Below are 17,739 nucleotides of genomic sequence, written 5' to 3'. Positions count from 1 at the left end.
AGGGCGAAGGAGACCAAGGCATGGGGGATACCAGCGTGAAGAAGGTGGAGAGCCGGCACTCGCCCCGGGGAGACATGGGGCAGAAGTACCTGGCCTCCGGCGTGCGAGTGTCCATGCGGCTGTGGGAGGACGAGCCACCCGGGGAGCCCCGGCCCGCGTCCCCTCGCGACTATGAGACGGTGGGCTTCGTGCTGAAGGGCCGCGCGGAGCTGCACCTGGAGGGGCAGGTCATCCTGCTCAACCCCGGTGACTCGTGGCTCGTGCCGCGAGGCTCCAGCCACACGTACAAGATTCTCGAGACGTTCTCCGCGGTGGAGGCCACCAGTCCTCCCGCGGCGGTGCATGGCCGTGACGAGGGCGCGGAGAAGGAGAAGAAGCCCGCGAAGGCCTGAGGGGTTTCGCGAGGTCGGGAGTCGACGGGGTCGCCACCCGCGATGGAGGCGGGCGGTGACCCCGTCGATGCCAGCTCAGGTGTCGCGAAGGGGCGGAAGCCTGGCGCGGGTCCACATCTCGCGAAGTCGTGCGCGGAGCGCCTCGGGTGTTTCGGTCAGCAGCCGCGCGAAGTCCGCGGTCGCATCCCCCAACAGCTCGGGCTCCCGGTCGCGCACGAAGCCCGTGGCGGCCTGGACGAGCCATGAGGCCGACTCCTCCCTCTGCCCGCACTCCAGCTCCAGGATGCCTAACTGGAGCTGGGTTTCAGTGGAGACGCGCCGTTTGCCAAGCTTCTCCCGGAGGGCGAGCGCCTTGAGGTACCACGTCCGTGCCGCCTCGAACTCCCGCTGCTCCCGGGCGAGCCCCCCGAGCCGGTGGCAGACCATGGCCGCGTGGTCCTCGCTTCCCAGCTTCTCGTCGAGGGCGAGCGCCTGGAGGAACCACGTCTGGGCCGCCGCGAAGTCCTTCCGCCTCCGGGCATTCGCCCCGAGCCGGAAGTAGCCTCTCGCCACGTCCCGCTGGTGGCCCCGCTTCTCGTCGATGGCGAGCGCCTTGCGGTACCACGCCTCGGTCTCCTCGAAGTCCTGCCGCTCCCGAGCAACTCTCCCGAGCTTGGTGCATGTTCGTGCCACCGCGTTCTCGTCACCCTGCTTCTCCTGGCTCGCGAGCGCCTTCAGGTACCAGGATTGAGCCGCCTCGAAGTCCTCCCGGTTGAGGGCGACCCTTCCCAGGTCGGAACAGGTGTTGGCCGCGTCGTGCACGTACTCCTGTTTCTCTTCGAGGGCGAGCACCTTGAGGAGCCACGTCTCGGTCGCCGCGAAGTCCTCCCGTTCCTCCGTCACCGTCGCGAGCTGCTCGCAGGTGTGGAGCACCGCGTCCTCGTCGCCTTGCTTCTCCCGGATGGCGAGCAACGGGAGGTACCACGCCTCGGCCGCCGCGAAGTTCCGCCGCGCACGGGCCAGGGTGGCGAGCCGCGAATACAGGCCGGCCATGCCGCGCTCATCGCCCAGGCGTTGGTAGAGGGCGAGTGCCTTGCGGTAGCACGTCTGGGCGGCCTCGAAGTTCCTCCGCTTGCTCGCGACGATGCCGAGCTGGGTATAGCTGATGGCCGCGTCGTGCTCGTCGCCCAGTCTCTCCTCGATGGCCACCGACTTGCGGTACCACGCCTCGGCCGCTTCGAAGTTCCGCTGCTCGTGGGCGAGCCTCCCCAGTTGATAGGCGGTGCCCGCGAGGGTGCGCTCCTCGCCCCGCAGCTCATCCAGGGCGAGCGACTTGAGGAACCACGCCTCGGCGACCTCGAGGTCTCTCTGCGCCCAGACCACCCTCCCGAGCTGGTGGCAGTACGCGGCGGTGCTGGCCTCGTCGCCCTCCGCTTCCACGAGGGCGAGCGCCTTGAGGTACCACGTCTCCGCCTCCTCGAAGTCCTTCTGTGCTTCGGCGACCTCCGCGAGCAGTTTGTAGGTGGCGTCGTCGTAGGCGTTGCCCTGTTTCTCCTCGAGGGCCAGTGCCTTGCGGAACCAGATCTCGGCCGCGTCGAGGTCTTTCCTCGACCGTGCCACCTTCCCAATCTGGTAGTAGGCGTAGACGGTGCTGTGCAGCTCGCTTGTCTTCTCGAGGATGCCGAGCTGTTTGAGGTACCACGCCTCGGCCGCTTCGAAGTCCTTGCGCTTCCGGGCCAGGTCCCCGAGCAGGTAGTAGGTGCTCTCGGCGAGGGACTCGTCGCCCCGCGCTTGCGCGTCGGCGAGGGCCTTGAGGTACCAGGCCTCCGCCGCCTCGTAGTCCCGACGGTCCTCGGCGGTGCTCCCGAGCGAATGGTAGAAGTCGGCCGTGCCTTGCGCTCCGTTGCAAGAGCGCTCCTTGCGGTGCCACGTCTCGGCCGCCCCGAAGTCCCGCCGCTTCTCCGCGAGCCTGGAGAGGGAGCCATAAAGACTGCCCTCTCCGCGCTTGTCTCCCCGAGCCACTCTGATGGCGAGCGACTTGAGGTACCACGCCTCGGCCGCCACGAAGTCGCACAGCTTCTCGGCGACGCCGCCGAGCCAGAAGCAGGTCTGGTCCAGGCCGTCCGTGTCGGGGTTCTGCTCCTCGATGGCGAGCGCCTTGAGGAGCCAGGTCTCGGCCTCCTTGAAGTCCTCCTTCTCCTTCGAGATATCCGCGAGCAGGTGGTAGAGGCGGCCGTTGTCGTTCGCGTGGCCTTGCTTCTCTTCGAGCGCCAGCGCCTTGAGATACCAGGCCTTGGCTGCGTCGAGGTCTCGTTGCTCCAGGGCGGCATCTCCGAACTGGTGGTAGGTCGCCACGGTACTTGCTTCGCCGCCTGGCTTTCCCTCGACTGCGAACTCCTTGCGAAACCACGTCTCGGCCGCCTCGAAGTCACTCCGCTTCTCCGCGAGCCTCCCGAGCTGATGGCAGGTCCTCGCGGTGCCGTACGCGTCGCCCTGCCTTTCCAGGAGGGCGACTGACTTGCGGAACCATTGCTCGGACGCCTCGAAGTTCTGGCGCACCCGGGCAAGCTTTCCGAGCTGGTGACAGGTGTTGCCGACGCTGAGTTCGTTGCCCTGCTTCTCTTCGAGGACGAGCGCCTGGAGGAACAACGTCTTGGCCGCATCGAGCCGACTGCGCGCGTGGGCGAGCCTCCCGAGCAGATGGAGGGCCACCGCCATCCCCGCCTCATCGCGTTCGGAGGCCCATTCCAGCAGGTCCTTGGACAGCCGCTCAGCCTCGGCGAGGTCGCCCAGGTTCAGGGCATGGCGGGTGAGCGCCTGGGTCAGCGTCGAGCGCATCGCCGCCAACCCGTGCGCCTTGGCGAGCTCCAATGCGTGGTGGAAGTTGGCGCCGTGGACGAAGAAGGGGCCGCGTTGCTCGTCGAGCGACCAGGGTTTGACCTGGCTTGCGACCTGACCCATCCGTTCGACGAACGCCCGCTCCCAGTCCTCCCGGTTCTCACCGGCGCGTGTTCGCAAGTACCGGGTGAGGACGGGCTGGAGCGCATGGACGCCCGGCTTGTGTGGGGACACCAGCCCCGCGATGGCGAGGAGCCCGAAGAGCCGCTCGACCTGTTCGGAGTCGCGGCCCCTGGGGACCGATGCCCCCATCCGGACGATGTCCGCGGACTCCGCGAAGCGCTCATGCAGGCCGAGCGGCACGAGCAGCGAGCGCAGGTCCTCGGGCAGCCTCGCGGTGAAGAGTCGCAGCGTGGCCACCACCTTCGCGAGGGATGCGTCCCCATCGAGTCCCGGCCCGGCGCTCGCCTCACGCAGGGTCTTCAAGAGGACCGCTGCTTCCGGGTCCTCCAGGTGGGGCAGGGCCATCCGCATCATCAACGGATGGCCCTCCATTGCCTCCATCAGTGCGACTTCGTCCGGGGTCCTCTGGTCCGGTGTCCCGACGGGGGCGCGAAGAAGGGTGGATCGAAAGCGCCATCGCTCCTCTTCCGGCAGGCCATCCAGGCGGATTCGGGTGACGAGCGACTCGTCGAGCCACTTCTCTTCATCGTGGCTGATGATGAGCACCCGGGTCTTGCCGCCCCGCAGTTGCTCCAGGAACCGCTTGAGCCACGCCCGGTCCTCGGCGGGAAGCAACCCTCGCGTGGACTCGAACTGGTCCCAGACCACGACGTGTGGCTTGCGCTTCAACTGCCGCGACACGATGACCTTGGCGCCCATCGGTTGCGACAGTGCGTCGTGGTCCTGGAACTCCACCACGAACGGGTTGATGACATGCTCGGCGCTGCGGATGTCGCTGAAGTCGAACCAGAACGCCTTCTCGCGGAGCTTCTCCTTCGTCGACAGCCCGTGCAAGAAGGCGCGGACCAGCGTGGTCTTGCCGATACCCGCGGGTCCGTGAACGAGAATGCCCACTGGGGACTGGCGCATCGCGCGCCACAGCTCGCTGAGTGGGTTCTTTCGGCTGTGCAATGAGAGGAGGCTCACGCCGACATGTACCTCGCGAGGAAGCCTCGGGTGTTCGTCCTGCTCCGTGTCACGCTTCGAAGGGGGCTCGCTCTGGCCGCTGACAGCGACCTGGGGCGCCTCGTCGTTTTCAGTCATCAAAGACGGGTATTTCAACCCGATGGCATCTGTATGGGGAGTACAGCGTGTCCCAGAGCGCCCTGCGGCGCAAGGCCGCGCCACTTCAAGGTCCGTCAACTCCGAGGCTGGATGGGGGCTCGGGAGCGTCGCCCCCAGGCGACGAAGAGCGAGAGGCCGACGAGCAGGAAGTTGAAGGGTGTATTCGCGGCCTCTCCGCGTGAGAGGTGGAAGAGGATGGCGGAGACCTGGAGCGCCGCGCAGCCCAGCGCGGCGAGGACTGTCAGGCCCGGCTTGATTCGAGTGAGCGAGGGCAGGACGACGCCAATCCCGCCGAGCAGGTCGAACAGAGCGGTTGCATACAGGAACGCCACCGGAACCTGACCTGCCCACGGAATCATCGCGGCGAGCGCTGCGACTGGCGTCAGGAGCTTCCAGAGGCCGGTGCCGGCGAAGAGGACTCCCAGGAGTGCCTGAACGAGCCACAGACTGGCGGGGAGCGTCTTGGATGGACTCGTGCTGCCGGTGATCGCCGTGGTCATGGAATTCCTCGGGTTCTGCTCTGGTGCTACCAATCGCGCTCCCAGCCCACGACGCGGGGATGGGCATCGCGGTTGAAGAATACCTGGAGACGTCCCCCCAGAAGGTAGAATGGCAAGGGCTCGTACTCCCATGTAACGGTGGGGCCCGACGAGGGCACACTGATGCTGGAGGGGAGTCCAAGGACTCGCTCGACTTCGGCCTGCGTGCGCCCTTCCAGCGCCGCTTGCCGTGCCCGCTCCACCAGTGCATCCACCCGCGCCGAGTTGATGGGCTCCAGCACTGCTGCCTGCATCCAGGGGTTGACGAGGATGATGAGTCCCACGAGTCCCCACGCGAAGCGCAGCTCGCGCAGCTTTCGGTCGTGCAGCCACGTCAGCAGGATGAGGTATCCCACCGCGAAGCCGGAAGGGCAGAACCCGAAGAGGAAGATCCCGGTGAGCGGCACATCACGATAGAGGGATGCCAGTGAAGTCATGCGTGTCGCTCGTCTCCGATGAAATTCGTGCCTCCGGCGCTGGCGCCGTGAACCCTAGCAGAGCGCGCTTCCAATGCCTCTTGTGAGGCGGAGGCGAGAGCCGCTCAGGCTGGCGCGAGGCATGCTCCAGGACAAACAGGAACCCGCCCGGACGTGCGTGTCCTGGCGGGTGCGTCTGATGGCCCTACGGCGACCAGCGAATGCGCCTGACGCCGCCGTGGTTCGAGCACCTGCCCTGGGCCCCGTCGCGGCCGTTGCCGCATACCTGGTAGGAACTGGCCACGTCGCCGTCACAACAACGGACCTCGCACGTGCGCCATCCTGGAACGCACGCACGACCCACAAGGCATGACGACGCGGCTCCACGACTCTCATGGCCTCCTCCACTTCGTTCCGCGTCTGCAGGGGCCTGAATTTCAGACGCAGATAGGAATACGCCCCGGTGTCTGTGAATTAAGCGCCGTCGTACTTGGGGCGGGGTCCGAGTTGGCCAGTGGTCGTTTGCCGTTGATTCCAGATGGAATCATCCCATGCCGCCACGAGAACCCCTCGGCCGAATGCGAGCACCGCGAACGGCCGTCCGAGGCCGCGCCGGGCCGCAGGGCTCCCGTGCATTGCAGGGGCCTGTCCGTGCTTCCACCTTCATCCAGGGCGTGCGACGCGAGGCCCCGGGGCGGAGGCGCGGCACATGGCGGGCGCACGGACGTTCGGACACGGGCTCGAAAGGCTGCCTGCCCCGAGGCTCGTGGCGGCCCACGACTTCCACCGGAGCCGCTGGTGGTTGCGCCAGTCACTCTGGTGGATGCCCATCGTGGGCGCGCTGCTGGGCGGCCTCATGGGCGTGGTGCTGGTGCGGCCTCCTTCGGGGCTCTCGCCCGTTTTGCGGGGCGTGGCGTGGGATGCCTCTGTGGTCGAAGCCCGGACCATGCTCTCGACGGTGCTGGGCATCGTCCTGACCTCGCTGAGTGTCGTGCTGTCGCTGTCCATGATCGTGGTCCAGAACGCCGCCGCGCAGTACTCGCCACGCTTGCTGCGCATGTACCTGCGGGGCCCGGGCATCCGCTTCATCATTCCCATCTTCATCTCCACGAGCATCTTCTGCCTCGTGGCGACGGAGATGCTTGGGTTCACGCCCACCGATGGACGGTATCCGCGGCCCGCGCTCGGCATGGCCATGGTGCTGCTCATCCTCTGTGAGGCGGCGCTGGTGTTCCATGTCCTCAACACCTTCCAGTTGATGCGCGTGGAGAACATCGTCCGGCAGATCCGCCAGGATGCGTTGGACGGCGCCCGCGCGCTGGCGCGGCGCCGGAGGCACGACGTGGAGCCGCCCCAGCCGGCGCGGACGTCCTCTCAAGACACCGTCGTGTTCCGGGCTCACGGACAAGGATTTGTCGTGGACGTGGACGGGGCCTCGCTCTTGTCGTGGGCCGAGGCGCGGGGACTCGAGGTCCATGTGGACGTGGCCATCGGCGAGCCCGTGACGCGGGGCGCGGTGCTGGGGCGGGTAGCGCCAGGACGGTCCGAGGTCTTCCCTCATCTGGAGAAGGCCATCCTGTTGGGCCGCTGGCGCGAGCAGGGCTCGGATGTGGCCCTGTGCATGCGGCAGCTCGTGGACATGGCCGTCAAGGCGCTCTCCCCCGCCGTCAACGACCCCTATACGGCCCTGGAGGTGGTGGATCAGCTCACCTTCCTGCTGTGCGCGCTGGAGCCGATGCGACTGGGGCCGCGCGTGCTCGCGGATTCCTCGGGGTGCCCACGGGTGTTCCTCCGCGCGGCCACGTTCCGCGACTACCTGTCGCTCGCCACCCGGCAGATCCTCCGCTACGGCGCTGGCGAGCCCATGGTGGTGCTCCGCCTGCAGCGGCTGGCGGGAGAGGTCGGCCAGCGCGCCACGACGGAGGAGACGCGGCAGGCGGTGCGGGACGCCCTGCACCTCATCCAGGCCGAGGCGGAGCGCGCCCAGCTGGGCATGCCGGACCTCCAGGAGCTCCGACGCCATGGCGCGGCGATGGAGCGCTTGATGGAAGGAGGCGCCATGCCTCCTGTTCCGATGCTCGCTTTCTAGCCCCTCGGGTGGGTGGCGGACGGCTCAGGGCCGTACGTCTTCCTCGAGTCGACGCAGGGCGCTGGCCAGGTCCGTGCTCATGGCGAGCACCTGGGCCCGTGTGTCCGGGAGGTCCTGGCCCGTGCGGGAACCGGAGACGTCGAGGGAGAGGCGCGCGCTGGCGGACTGGGAGCCGCACCGCACCTCGAGTTGTCCCTGGAGTCCGAGCTGGAGGGCGCCATTCACGGGCCGGGAGCCGCTGCCTCCGTTGAATCTCATCATGGACGTGCAGCCGCGTTCAGGAGGAAGCGGGCAGGAGCCCTCGTTGATGGTGAAGGTGGTCTCGCCCGTCATCGTCGCGAGGATGCCGGTGCCACAGTTCATGTCGTTGAGATGGACATGCACCCTGCTGCGGACGCTGTGGGTGGCGTCGATTCGAACGACATCCCGGATGGGGGTGAAGTCCGTGCGACCATTCAGCTCGGTGCCCAGGGTCCCCGTGACGTCATACGTGCCCGTGACGTTGGGACGATGGTCGGGCTGGTTGTCGTCCGGAGGCTCCACGTACCCCGGCTCCTCCGGGGACTTGGAATCACTCTCACCACACGCACTGAGTGCCAGCAGGGCAACAGCCATCAAGAGGCGCGAACGCAGCATCTGGGTTCCCTTTCAAGGGGACGAATCGCGAGACATCACTGCCGGCCTTGCTGCCCCGCGTTCAGGGAACCCCGGAGGTCTATTTCCCGCGCAACGAAAGTTGCAGGTGTGCCCATGCCCGGCCACCCGTTCGTTCCGTGCTGACGTCGCGGGGGGCCGACTGTTAGAGCGCTGATGCATGCGAATCGCCATCTCCGGGACTCATCGCGCGGGGAAGTCCACCCTCATCGAGGAGTTGTCCGACCTCCTCCCCACCTACGCGACGGTGGATGAGCCGTACCACCAGATGGAGGAGGAGGGGTACGCGTTCGCGGAGGCCCCATCGGTCGAGGATTTCGAAGCGCAGCTCGCGCGCTCCATCGACAACCTGGAGGAGGGCACCCGCGACGTGTTGTTCGACCGATGCCCGGTGGACTTCATCGGATACCTGTTGGCACACGAGGACAGCGACGCGTTCGACCTCGATGCGTGGCTCCCGCGCGTACGCGGCGCGCTCCAGAAGCTGGATTTGGTAGTCCTCGTCGGCATCGAGCAGCCGGACCGGGTCTCGCTCTCCGCCTCGGACGACAAGGCGCTGCGTCTGGCTGTCGACGAGAAGCTGAAGGAACTCCTCCTCGAGAATGCTCACGGCTTCGAAGTGGAGGTGCTCGAGGTCGAAGGTTCTCCGAGAGTGCGTGCGAAACAGGTGCTCGCGCATCTCTCTGAAGCAGATTGATAATGAGACGCTCCTGTTGACTGACGCATGTGACCTGCCGTTAAAGTGTCGCTCGCAGGGGCCGAAGAGAGCGCTGACGTGGTCAAGGTGGAGTGGTTGCGATGCGTCGTGAAGGCGGCCCTGCTGAGGGGCGGCCCTGCCCGTGCTGACTCCGATGTGCCTGGCTGGGGAGCACCTGCGTCCGGGCGTGCCCCGTCAGACGTGTTGAGTCCCCCCAAGGACCTCCTCGTGGCGGGTGGCCCAGGAGTCTGTCCTTGACCCACGGACTTCCTCGGAACTCCCCGGAATAGTTCGCATCCCCTGGGCAGCCCCTGGCGCGAGAGCTCGTCGGCTCGCTCCGGGTCCGTCGCTGTTTCACGCATTTCTCCTCCTTCGCCAGAACTCCATGCTCTTGCCTCAATCACAAGCGCGGCTCGCGCTCATTCTCTTGTTTTGTCTGGGCCTTCTGCCACTCGAAGAAGCCCATGCCGCCTGTATCGACGGGGAGACGGTTTCCTGTTCGTCCGGCGCGTGTCAGGGAACCCGAATCTGTGAAGGAACCGCCTACGGGCCCTGCACCTATTCACTGGAGTCCACCACCTCGTGCTCTGTCTGCGGGCGCAACGGAAAGCTCCAATGTAGTGCCACGGGAAGCACCATTCCCGGCTCCTGCACCGCGTTGCGGGACGAACTCTGTAACAGCTGCGACGACGACGGCGATGGCGCCGTGGACGAGGGCCTGTCGGGGCTGTCGTGCACCATGGCCAATGGCTGTGGTGGCGTTAGCGTGTGCGCGTCGGGGGCGAGCACCTGTGCCTGGACCGCGGGCAGCACGAAGGCCTGTGACTGGTGCGGGCCGAGCGGCCGCTCCGTCTGTGGGCAGGACGGCTCCGTTGGACCGTGTCAGCCCGTGTCTCCCTCTCGCGAGGTCGCGTGCAACCGCTGTGACGACAACAAGGACGGCATCCCCGACGGGGCCACGGGCAACGCGGAGTCCTGCAACGGGCAGGACGACGACTGTGACGGTGCCATCGATGAGGGGAGCAGCGGCATCGAGGGGGATGTGTGCCAGGTGGATGTCGTGCAGGCCTGCTGCGAGCCCACGACCTGCCAGGCCCAGGGCAAGAACTGCGGAGCCCTCGCGGATGGCTGTGGTGGGACGCTGAACTGCGGCACCTGCCCGAGCGGCCAGTCCTGTGGCGCTGGAGGGGTGGCCAACGTCTGCGCGTGTACCCCCATTCCGCAGGCTACCGCGTGCAACGGCAAGTGCGGCCTGGTGCCCAACGGGTGTAACGGCTCGTGGAATTGCGGCGGCTGCGCCGGCACGCAAACGTGTGGAGGAGGTGGCACGCCGAACGTCTGCGGCTGCACCGCGCTCCCGCAGTCCACCGTCTGTGCCGGAAAGAACTGCGGCACGGTGTCCGACGGCTGCGCTGGCTCCTACTCCTGTGGCGGCTCCTGCTCGGGCGCCAACACCTGCGGCGGCGGCGGTACGCCCAACGTCTGCGGTTGTGCTGTCTACGAGGACGCCTGCGACGGCAGGGAGTGCGGAACCGCGAGCAATGGCTGCGGTGGGACGGTGAACTGCGGCAGTTGCTCGGGAGGTGCCTACTGCCGAGCGGGCGTCTGCACGGGCGGCTCCGAACCCATGAAATCAGAGCAGCGGCGATGAGGCGCACTTCGGACGTCGTCTCTCGGGACCTCCAGGACATCGACATGACATCAGAGCCACTTCAGAAGAAGGATGGTCGGGCGAAGCGCGCCCTTTCGCTGTGCATGCTGGGCCTCTATGGCGCGAGCCTTCTCGGGTCGTGTGGCCCCGTTCCCGGCAGCGGCGAGGGACTGACCGAGGCCGAGGTCTCGGAGAACCGCCTGAGCGGGGATGAGCGGCTGCTGCCGCCCGTGGGAACGGTGGTGGACACCAATGCCCTGGCCGGGCTCGCCGCGGGTGCCACCGAGGGAGCGTTCTCTGTCACCCCGGATGGCGCGGCGACCTACCGTCTGCCCTTGTGGGTGCCTCCGGGCCGCGCGGGGATGCAGCCGGAGCTCGCGCTCAGCTACCACAGCCGCTCCGGGATGGGGCTGGCTGGGATGGGCTTCACGCTGACAGGGACGCTCTCCCGTATCACCCGTTGTCGCAAGACGCTGGCGCAGGACAGCGCGGTGGCGCAGGTGCGCTTCGACGCGACGGATGCGCTGTGTCTGGACGGCGCCCGGCTCATCCATCTCAACCCCGAGACGACGCAGTACGGCGCCCACGGGAGCGTGTACCGCACCGAGGTCGACACCTTCGCCCGGGTGATGCTCTCCACCAGCACCCAGAATGGTCCGCCGGATTCCTTCGAGGTGCGTCAGAAGGACGGGCGCATCTTCACCTATGGCGCCGTGCTGGCGGGGATGCGCGTCCTCCCCACCCAGGCGCTGCCCACGGGTGTGAGCACGGCGAACGTCCAGGCGGTGCGCTACGCCTGGGCCTTGTCCGAGGTGAAGGACCGGCAGGGCAACTACCTGCGGCTCGGCTACGACCTTCTGGGCGACCAGGAGACGGGCTACGAGCAGCGGTTGAAGAACATCGAGTACACGGGCTCCTACACGGACGCGACCGTGGCCGCGCGTCTGCGACGCGTGGAGTTCCACTATGAGCCGGGGGACCTGGATGAGTCCTACGTAGCGGGCCTCAAGATGCGCTCGGCCTCGCGCCTGGACCACATCGACATGTTCGCGCCGGACGTGCCTGTCTCCCAGTGGGAGTCGGGTCCGAGCACCCTCTGGCGCAGGTACGCGCTCGAGTACCGGAACGACAGTGTCTCCGGACGGAGCCTGCTCAAGTCCGTGCAGGAGTGTGACGGCCGGAACGCGTGCAAGGAGAAGACGACGTTCGACTGGGAGCTGGGCTCCGAGCAGTTCCTCACCCTCAACACGGGCATCGCGGACGTCGCGGCCAACAGCGACGTCCCCGACACGTCCAGCACCCTCCATTACAAGGCCCGCGACTTCTGGAACCTGCACGTCGCGGACGTCAACGGAGACGGAAAGGACGACCTGCTCTACCGCTTCATGCGGTTCTCCTCCACCGCGGGCTACTCCCCGGCGGAGTGGCGTCTGCGGTTGAGCAACGGCTCGGGGTTCGGCGGCTATACCACCGTCAGTCTGCCTGCCTCGCAGGTCGGTGACTCGCAGGATGACCTGTCGGCCGTCGACATGGACATGGACGGAAAGACGGACATCGTCGCCCTCAACCGGACCGACTGCGACAACAACATCAGCGGCCACTTCCAGGTCTACCGCTACAACGGCTCCAACTTCACTCCCGCCGTTCTGGACGGCCATGAGACGTATGCGGTGTGCGGCACGTCGACCGCGACGGTGAAGCCCCCGGGCCTCCAGGTGGCCGACCTCAGTGGCGACGGCCTGCCGGACCTGCTCCGCTCGTGGCGCCCCAGCAACGCGGGCACGAGCGTCCCCACGGAGTGGGCCTGGCGGCTCAACCAACTGGGCACCACCGGCACCCTGGGCTTCCCTGGCTATACCGCCATTGGCGCGCGCTCCGGCGTGGACCATTCCGGCTTCGTGGCGGACGTGGACGGCGACGGCGCCGCCGAGGTGCTGCTGCGCAAGCCGAACACCCTGCCCACCACCCAGTCACGCAGCCCGGATGGGTTCGCCGGGTACTACACCGCGGTGGGCATCAACCCGGATGGCAGCCGTCGCGAGACGGAGACGACGCTGACGGCCCTGCCATGGGACTACGAGTTCAGCGGGCCCTTCCACTACCGCGATATGTGGATGGTGGACGTGACCGGCGATGGGCTGCCGGATGCACTCACGCTTCACAAGGAACGTCAGCCGCATGACGGCGTCCCGCGCGAACTCCGCCTGGCCATCAACAACGGCAGTGGCTTCCTGCCTCCGCAGACGCTCTCCATTCCCGCGGGGGCCATGCCTGGCCCCTCGCAGGGGGGACCGGTGGGGCGCTTCATCGACAGCGGCGTGCGCCTCCTCGACTACAACATGGATGGGCGGCAGGACCTGCTGCTGGCGGACAACTACAATGACCGGGGCACCATCCGGACGAACCTCACCGTGCTGTTGTCGACGGGGACTGGCTTCACCTCGAAGGTGCTGACCGGCCTGCCGGTGGGGCTGTCCACGGGGCTGGGCTTCACCTCGCCCCTGGGCTCCACCACGGAGCTGGAAGGGGCCGGCTGGGGGCAGAAGCTCACGCGGGTGGGCGACATCAACGGTGACGGCCTGCAGGACATCATCCAGGTCGTCGGGAACGTCTTCACGAGCCAGCTCGTGGTGCACCTGCGCCAGGGCCTCAAGCCGGACCTGCTCCGCCGGGTCACGGATGGCAATGGCAAGTGGGCCTCCTTCGAGCACCGCGCGCTGGGGAACTCTCCGGGCCACTTCACGGCGGGCGGGTGTACCTATCCCCAGTACTGCGGGGTGCGGGGCATGTGGGCCGTCAATGCGTACATGACGGACAACGGGCTTGAGGGCCCGGATGCCTTCTTCCACTGGTCCATCCTCGCCTACGAGGGGGCTCGCACGGACCTCCGCGGCCGTGGCTGGCTGGGGTTCTCCCGCCGCACCGTCACCGACCAGATAACGAGCAAGGTGACGACGACGGTCTATGACAACACCACGCGCACCGGCTCGCTGTATCTGCACGCGTTCCTCCCCAAGCAGGAAGAGGTCGCCACGCCCCTGACGGGACGCACCCATACCGTCACCAGCACCTTCACCCGCGAGCCGCGCTTCGCTCCGGAAGGACGCACCCGGTTCCTCTGTCCCTCGGTGGCGACCCTCTCCGAGAAGGACGGAATCTTCGGCACCGTGTCGTGGAAGCTCCAGTCCCAGGACTGCGACGGCTACGGCAACGCCACGCGGCTCTTCACCGTCGTGCGCACGGATGAGAACGCCGTCGAGGGCACCTGGACGGAGCGCGTCCTGGAGGTGGAGAACCATCCATCCACCTGGGTACTGGGCCTCACCCGGCGGGAGATGGACACGTCCTACACTCCAGCCTCGACCCGCCATCCCGGCGGACAGCAAGCCACCCGCGCCACGACGTACCAGTACTGCCCCGGAGCCTCCTGCCCGGAGTCCAACGCCCTGTGGCGCGTCACCCAGGAGCCAGAGGGCACCGCGGACACGAAGCTCTTCACCACGTACTCACGCGACCTCACCGGCCAGGTGACGTCCATCGAGACGTCGGACACGCAAGGGGTGCTGCCGCGTCTGGAGCAGATCTCCTACGAGGGCCTCGAGAAGATCTTCCCCACGGTCATCATCAACGCCGCCGGGCACCGCACCGACGTCGCTCATCACCCGGGGTTGGGAGTGGTGGCGCTCACCGAGGACCCCAACGGGGTGAGGGTGCGCAACGCGTATGACGGCTTCGGTCGCCTTCGGATGGAGACGGCTCCCTACCGGGAGGGAGGAGCTTCTGGGGGTGCCACGGTTTGGATGGAGTACCACCGGGAGGCGCCGGGAACCCGCATCACGGTCCAGCGGGACGGCAGTCCCTCCCTGACTCACAGGCTGGACCGCTGGGACCGGGAGATCTACACCCTCGTCCAGGCCGCCGACGGTTCCTGGAGTCGCGCGACGATGGCCTATGACTTCTTCGGCCGCACCTTGCGCATCACGCAGCCTCGGTACGACCGCGAAGCCGAGAAGGCCACGACCTTCACCTACGACAACCTGGGGCGGAAGCTGAAGCAGACGAACCCGGACGGCACCTTCCGGGAGTGGGTCCACGAGTGGCGCACCACGACTGTCTATGACGAGAAGCGGAACAAGACCTACGTCAACCGCAACCCGCTGGGGCAGGTGGTGCATGTGAGCGAGCTGCGGGAGCCATCCGCTCCCTGGCTGGTGACCGAGTATCTCCACGGGCCGTTCGGCGTGCTGGACTCGACGAAGGACCCGAGCGGCGCCGTCACGGTGATGGAGTACGACGTGCGGGGGCGTCGCACGAAGCTGCTGGAGCCCAAGCTGGGCGCGCTCATCACCCTCTACGACGCCTACAGCGATGTCCGTGAGGAGACGGACGCGGCGGGCGTCCTGACGCGCTATGCCCACGACACCCTGGGGCGCGAGGTGTTCATCCGGAACCCGGATGGCCAGACGCACCTGTTCTGGGACACCGCTCCCCTGGGCAAGGGGGTATTGGCCAAGGCGGAGAACGACCGGAACACCGTGGCGACCGCGGATGACGTCGTCACGACCTATTCCTACGACACGCTGGGGCGCTTCACGCAGGAGTCGTTGTCGCTCAATGGCGCGACGTACCCCGTCGACCAGAGCTACGACGGGTACGGGCGTCTGGACAAGACCTGGTATCCGACGGGCCCCGGTGGAACCCGCCTGGCCGTCCAGCAGACGTATACGGCCACGGGTTACCCCGAGGCCGTGCGAGACGCGGCCACCAGCGCCGAGTACTGGCGCGTGAAGGACCGGGATGCCGCCGGCCGCCTGCTCGTCGAGGCGCGGGGAGGCAATGTCCTCACCAGCTGGAACCGCTACGACGGCCAGGGGCGTCTGCGCTTCATCGAGTCCCGCAAGGCGGCCGGACAGCTCGTCCAGTCGCTGGCATACAGCTACAACGCGGATGACAGCCTGCGCAGCCGTCACGACAACCTGAACCAGGTGACGGAGTCGTTCCAGTACGACGGCGTGGACCGCCTGACGCGTTGGACGGTGCAGGCGGGCTGCGACAACACCGTCACCAACTACGGCTACGACGACCTGGGCAACCTCAACGCCAGGCGGGTGGTCCGCAATGGCACACAGACCGAGCAGCTCTACTTCCAGTACGGGGCCCTCACCGCGTCACGGCATGCCATCACCGGCGTGAGCACGGACCCTGCCTTCGGCACACTGGCTGAGACGTTCAGCTACGACACCGGGGGGAACCAGACCCAGGCGAACGAGCCCGCGACGGGGCGCTTCCGCAACATCACCTATACCGCCTTCAACCTGCCCTCGACGCTGGTGACGCAGCAGGGAACGCTGACGTTCACCTACGACGCGCTCCAGCGCCGCACGCTCAAGCAGCACAGCAACGGGGACTCCACCCTCTATGTGGCGGGAGGCCTCTACGAGAAGCGCAAGAAGGCGGGCGTCGAGTCGCACGTCTTCCAGGTGATGGCCAGTGGGAAGGCGGTGGCGCAGGTGACGCTGGCCGCGAGCGGCGGCGCCACGCCTGTCACCACGTACCTGCTGCACGACCACCTGGGCTCGGTGGAGACGGTGACGAACGACGCAGGCAACGTGCTGGAGCAGCGCAAGTACCAACCCTTCGGGGCGCAGGGCCGGGCGGACGACCCGACGCTGGCGCCGGCCTCCACCGCCAGCGACGTGCGTCTGGGCTTCACCAGCCACGAGTGGGACGACGAGGCGGGGCTGGTCAACATGAAGGGGCGGCTCTACGACCCGAGGGTGGGGCGCTTCCTGACGCCCGACCCGGTGGTCAAGGCGCCCTATTCCAGCCAGGCGTTCAACCGCTACAGCTACGGCTTCAACAACCCCCTGCGCTACGTCGACCTCAGCGGGTTCACGCCCACCGAGTCCTCGAGTGTCGTGGGCACCTGGCATACGGCGGACGGCGAACTGATGGAGATCTGCGGCTCGGCGAACCCCGGTGACTGCGGCGCTCCCAGCGTGGGAACGGGGACTGGTGACGGAGTCGGACAGGGTGACAGCACTCCTTCGGCCGTCGCGGGTGGGGCCGACCAGAACGGCAGCATGGAGACGGGCTACGTCGAGTCCTCGTGCAAGTACTGCGTGGGAGATGGTCGCGGCCTGTTCGCGATGAACGACCAGCAGATGGATTCGCTCCAGGGATGGCTGCGGGAGACCAAATGGTCCTACGTCCCCTTCGTGGGGCTCGGCACCACGTCGCTCAACCTGATGCTGTCGTTGATGCGAGGCGACAATGATGAGCTGGCCAATGATGTGACTCAGGTGGTCATCTCACTTGCCTCCGCGAAGGTGGTGGGGTTCGCGTTCAAGACCGCGGCACCCATCGTCACCTCGGCGACCCGCAGTTTGATCAACAGGGCGGGGCTCGCCCTCGCCCCGAGATTCCCGCTCGGAGGCTGCTTCGTCGCGGGGACTCCCGTCCTCACCGCGGAGGGCCTGAGGCCCATCGAGGAAGTCCTGGCGGGAGACTGGGTGTGGGCCTGGAACGAGAAGACGAAGGAGCCGGGCTGGCACCGGGTGACGAGGACCTTCATCAAGCCGGAGAGGGTGGTGCTCCGCGTCGTCCTCGAAGCACCTGACGGCACTCGTGAAGAGCTCGGAGTGACGGCGGAGCATCCGTTCGGCGTCGCCGGCCAGGGCTGGACGGAGGCTCAGGACCTCCGCGCCGGGGACGGGGTCGAAAGCGCCACGGGACAGCTCCTGCGCGTCCTCTCCGTCGCGACGTCCGCCGAGCAGCAGGTCGTCTTCAACTTCGAGGTGGAGTTCGCCCACACGTACTTCGTCGGGGAGTTCTCCTCGTGGGTCCACAACAACTCGGTGAGCGGGCTGGCCGTGAAGGAAGCTGTGTCCTTCACCTACGGCGAGCTGCGCAAGGCGGGCCTGCACCTCACCGACCGGATGTCCGGAAACCAGTTCGTGAAGCTGGTCAAAGACATCCAGAAGGACGGCATCAAGGACAAGCTCATCAACTTCGTCAAAATCGCGAACGAGAACTACGTCGTGCTCGGAAACAACAGGTTGCAAGCCGCGCGAAAGCTGGGCCTCGCCGATGAGTTGATCTTCAAGGAGGTGCAGCTGCCGTTCCGAGGATTCAAGACGGAGGATGATGTCATCGAGGCCGCCGCCGATTTCCTGAGCGGAGGCTGAGACAGCAGGA

At 67.1% G+C, this 17,739-nt stretch carries 9 protein-coding genes; 5 read left to right on the top strand and 4 right to left on the bottom strand.

What is annotated here, in order from left to right:
- Nucleotides 1-20: 20 nt before the first annotated feature.
- Nucleotides 21-392 carry a cupin domain-containing protein gene (locus HUA76_RS15905; protein ID WP_141642748.1) on the top strand — a complete coding sequence of 124 codons (372 nt, stop codon included), beginning with the start codon at nucleotides 21-23 and terminating at the stop codon, nucleotides 390-392.
- Nucleotides 393-467: 75 nt separating this feature from the next.
- On the opposite strand, the gene HUA76_RS15900 is transcribed toward HUA76_RS15905, so the two are convergent.
- From HUA76_RS15900 to HUA76_RS15890, 3 genes are all read right to left on the bottom strand, one after another.
- Nucleotides 468-4,475, bottom strand: coding sequence for a tetratricopeptide repeat protein (locus HUA76_RS15900; protein WP_174461360.1), 4,008 nt, complete (start codon nucleotides 4,473-4,475; stop codon nucleotides 468-470).
- 95 nt (nucleotides 4,476-4,570) lie between these two features.
- Nucleotides 4,571-4,996 carry a DoxX family protein gene (locus HUA76_RS15895; RefSeq protein WP_174461359.1) on the bottom strand — a complete coding sequence of 142 codons (426 nt, stop codon included), beginning with the start codon at nucleotides 4,994-4,996 and terminating at the stop codon, nucleotides 4,571-4,573.
- 26 nt (nucleotides 4,997-5,022) lie between these two features.
- Entirely contained in the window at nucleotides 5,023-5,472 is a 450-nt protein-coding gene (locus tag HUA76_RS15890) for a hypothetical protein (RefSeq protein ID WP_174453354.1), read from the bottom strand.
- 688 nt (nucleotides 5,473-6,160) lie between these two features.
- On the opposite strand from HUA76_RS15890, the gene HUA76_RS15885 reads away from it, so the two are divergent.
- Nucleotides 6,161-7,540 carry a DUF2254 domain-containing protein gene (locus HUA76_RS15885; RefSeq protein WP_174461358.1) on the top strand — a complete coding sequence of 460 codons (1,380 nt, stop codon included), beginning with the start codon at nucleotides 6,161-6,163 and terminating at the stop codon, nucleotides 7,538-7,540.
- Nucleotides 7,541-7,564: 24 nt separating this feature from the next.
- On the opposite strand, the gene HUA76_RS15880 is transcribed toward HUA76_RS15885, so the two are convergent.
- Nucleotides 7,565-8,176 carry a hypothetical protein gene (locus tag HUA76_RS15880; RefSeq protein ID WP_174461357.1) on the bottom strand — a complete coding sequence of 204 codons (612 nt, stop codon included), beginning with the start codon at nucleotides 8,174-8,176 and terminating at the stop codon, nucleotides 7,565-7,567.
- Nucleotides 8,177-8,354: 178 nt separating this feature from the next.
- Here HUA76_RS15880 and HUA76_RS15875 point away from each other — a divergent pair, with 178 nt between their 5' ends.
- From HUA76_RS15875 to HUA76_RS15865, 3 genes are all read left to right on the top strand, one after another.
- A complete protein-coding gene (locus HUA76_RS15875; protein ID WP_174461356.1) occupies nucleotides 8,355-8,891 on the top strand; it encodes an AAA family ATPase in 537 nt (178 codons plus the stop codon).
- Nucleotides 8,892-9,549: 658 nt separating this feature from the next.
- A complete protein-coding gene (locus tag HUA76_RS15870) occupies nucleotides 9,550-10,542 on the top strand; it encodes a hypothetical protein (RefSeq protein WP_174461355.1) in 993 nt (330 codons plus the stop codon).
- 44 nt (nucleotides 10,543-10,586) lie between these two features.
- The gene (locus HUA76_RS15865; protein ID WP_174461354.1) at nucleotides 10,587-17,729 is read left to right on the top strand and encodes an FG-GAP-like repeat-containing protein; all 7,143 of its coding nucleotides are present in this window, start codon (nucleotides 10,587-10,589) and stop codon (nucleotides 17,727-17,729) included.
- Nucleotides 17,730-17,739: the final 10 nt, after the last annotated feature.

Source organism: Myxococcus sp. CA056 (assembly GCF_013336715.1).
Classification (GTDB): domain Bacteria; phylum Myxococcota; class Myxococcia; order Myxococcales; family Myxococcaceae; genus Myxococcus; species Myxococcus llanfairpwllgwyngyllgogerychwyrndrobwllllantysiliogogogochensis.
The sequence above is the reverse complement of the archived record's forward strand: the minus strand, read 5'-3'. Positions and strand labels throughout refer to the sequence as shown.

Excerpts from the sequence above, each read along its gene's own strand:
- HUA76_RS15905 (WP_141642748.1), top strand. The coding sequence starts at position 21 with ATGGGGGATACCAGCGTGAAGAAGGTGGAGAGCCGGCACTCGCCCCGG.
- HUA76_RS15900 (WP_174461360.1), bottom strand. The coding sequence starts at position 4,475 with ATGACTGAAAACGACGAGGCGCCCCAGGTCGCTGTCAGCGGCCAGAGC.
- HUA76_RS15895 (WP_174461359.1), bottom strand. The coding sequence starts at position 4,996 with ATGACCACGGCGATCACCGGCAGCACGAGTCCATCCAAGACGCTCCCC.
- HUA76_RS15890 (WP_174453354.1), bottom strand. The coding sequence starts at position 5,472 with ATGACTTCACTGGCATCCCTCTATCGTGATGTGCCGCTCACCGGGATC.
- HUA76_RS15885 (WP_174461358.1), top strand. The coding sequence starts at position 6,161 with ATGGCGGGCGCACGGACGTTCGGACACGGGCTCGAAAGGCTGCCTGCC.
- HUA76_RS15880 (WP_174461357.1), bottom strand. The coding sequence starts at position 8,176 with ATGCTGCGTTCGCGCCTCTTGATGGCTGTTGCCCTGCTGGCACTCAGT.
- HUA76_RS15875 (WP_174461356.1), top strand. The coding sequence starts at position 8,355 with ATGCGAATCGCCATCTCCGGGACTCATCGCGCGGGGAAGTCCACCCTC.
- HUA76_RS15865 (WP_174461354.1), top strand. The coding sequence starts at position 10,587 with ATGACATCAGAGCCACTTCAGAAGAAGGATGGTCGGGCGAAGCGCGCC.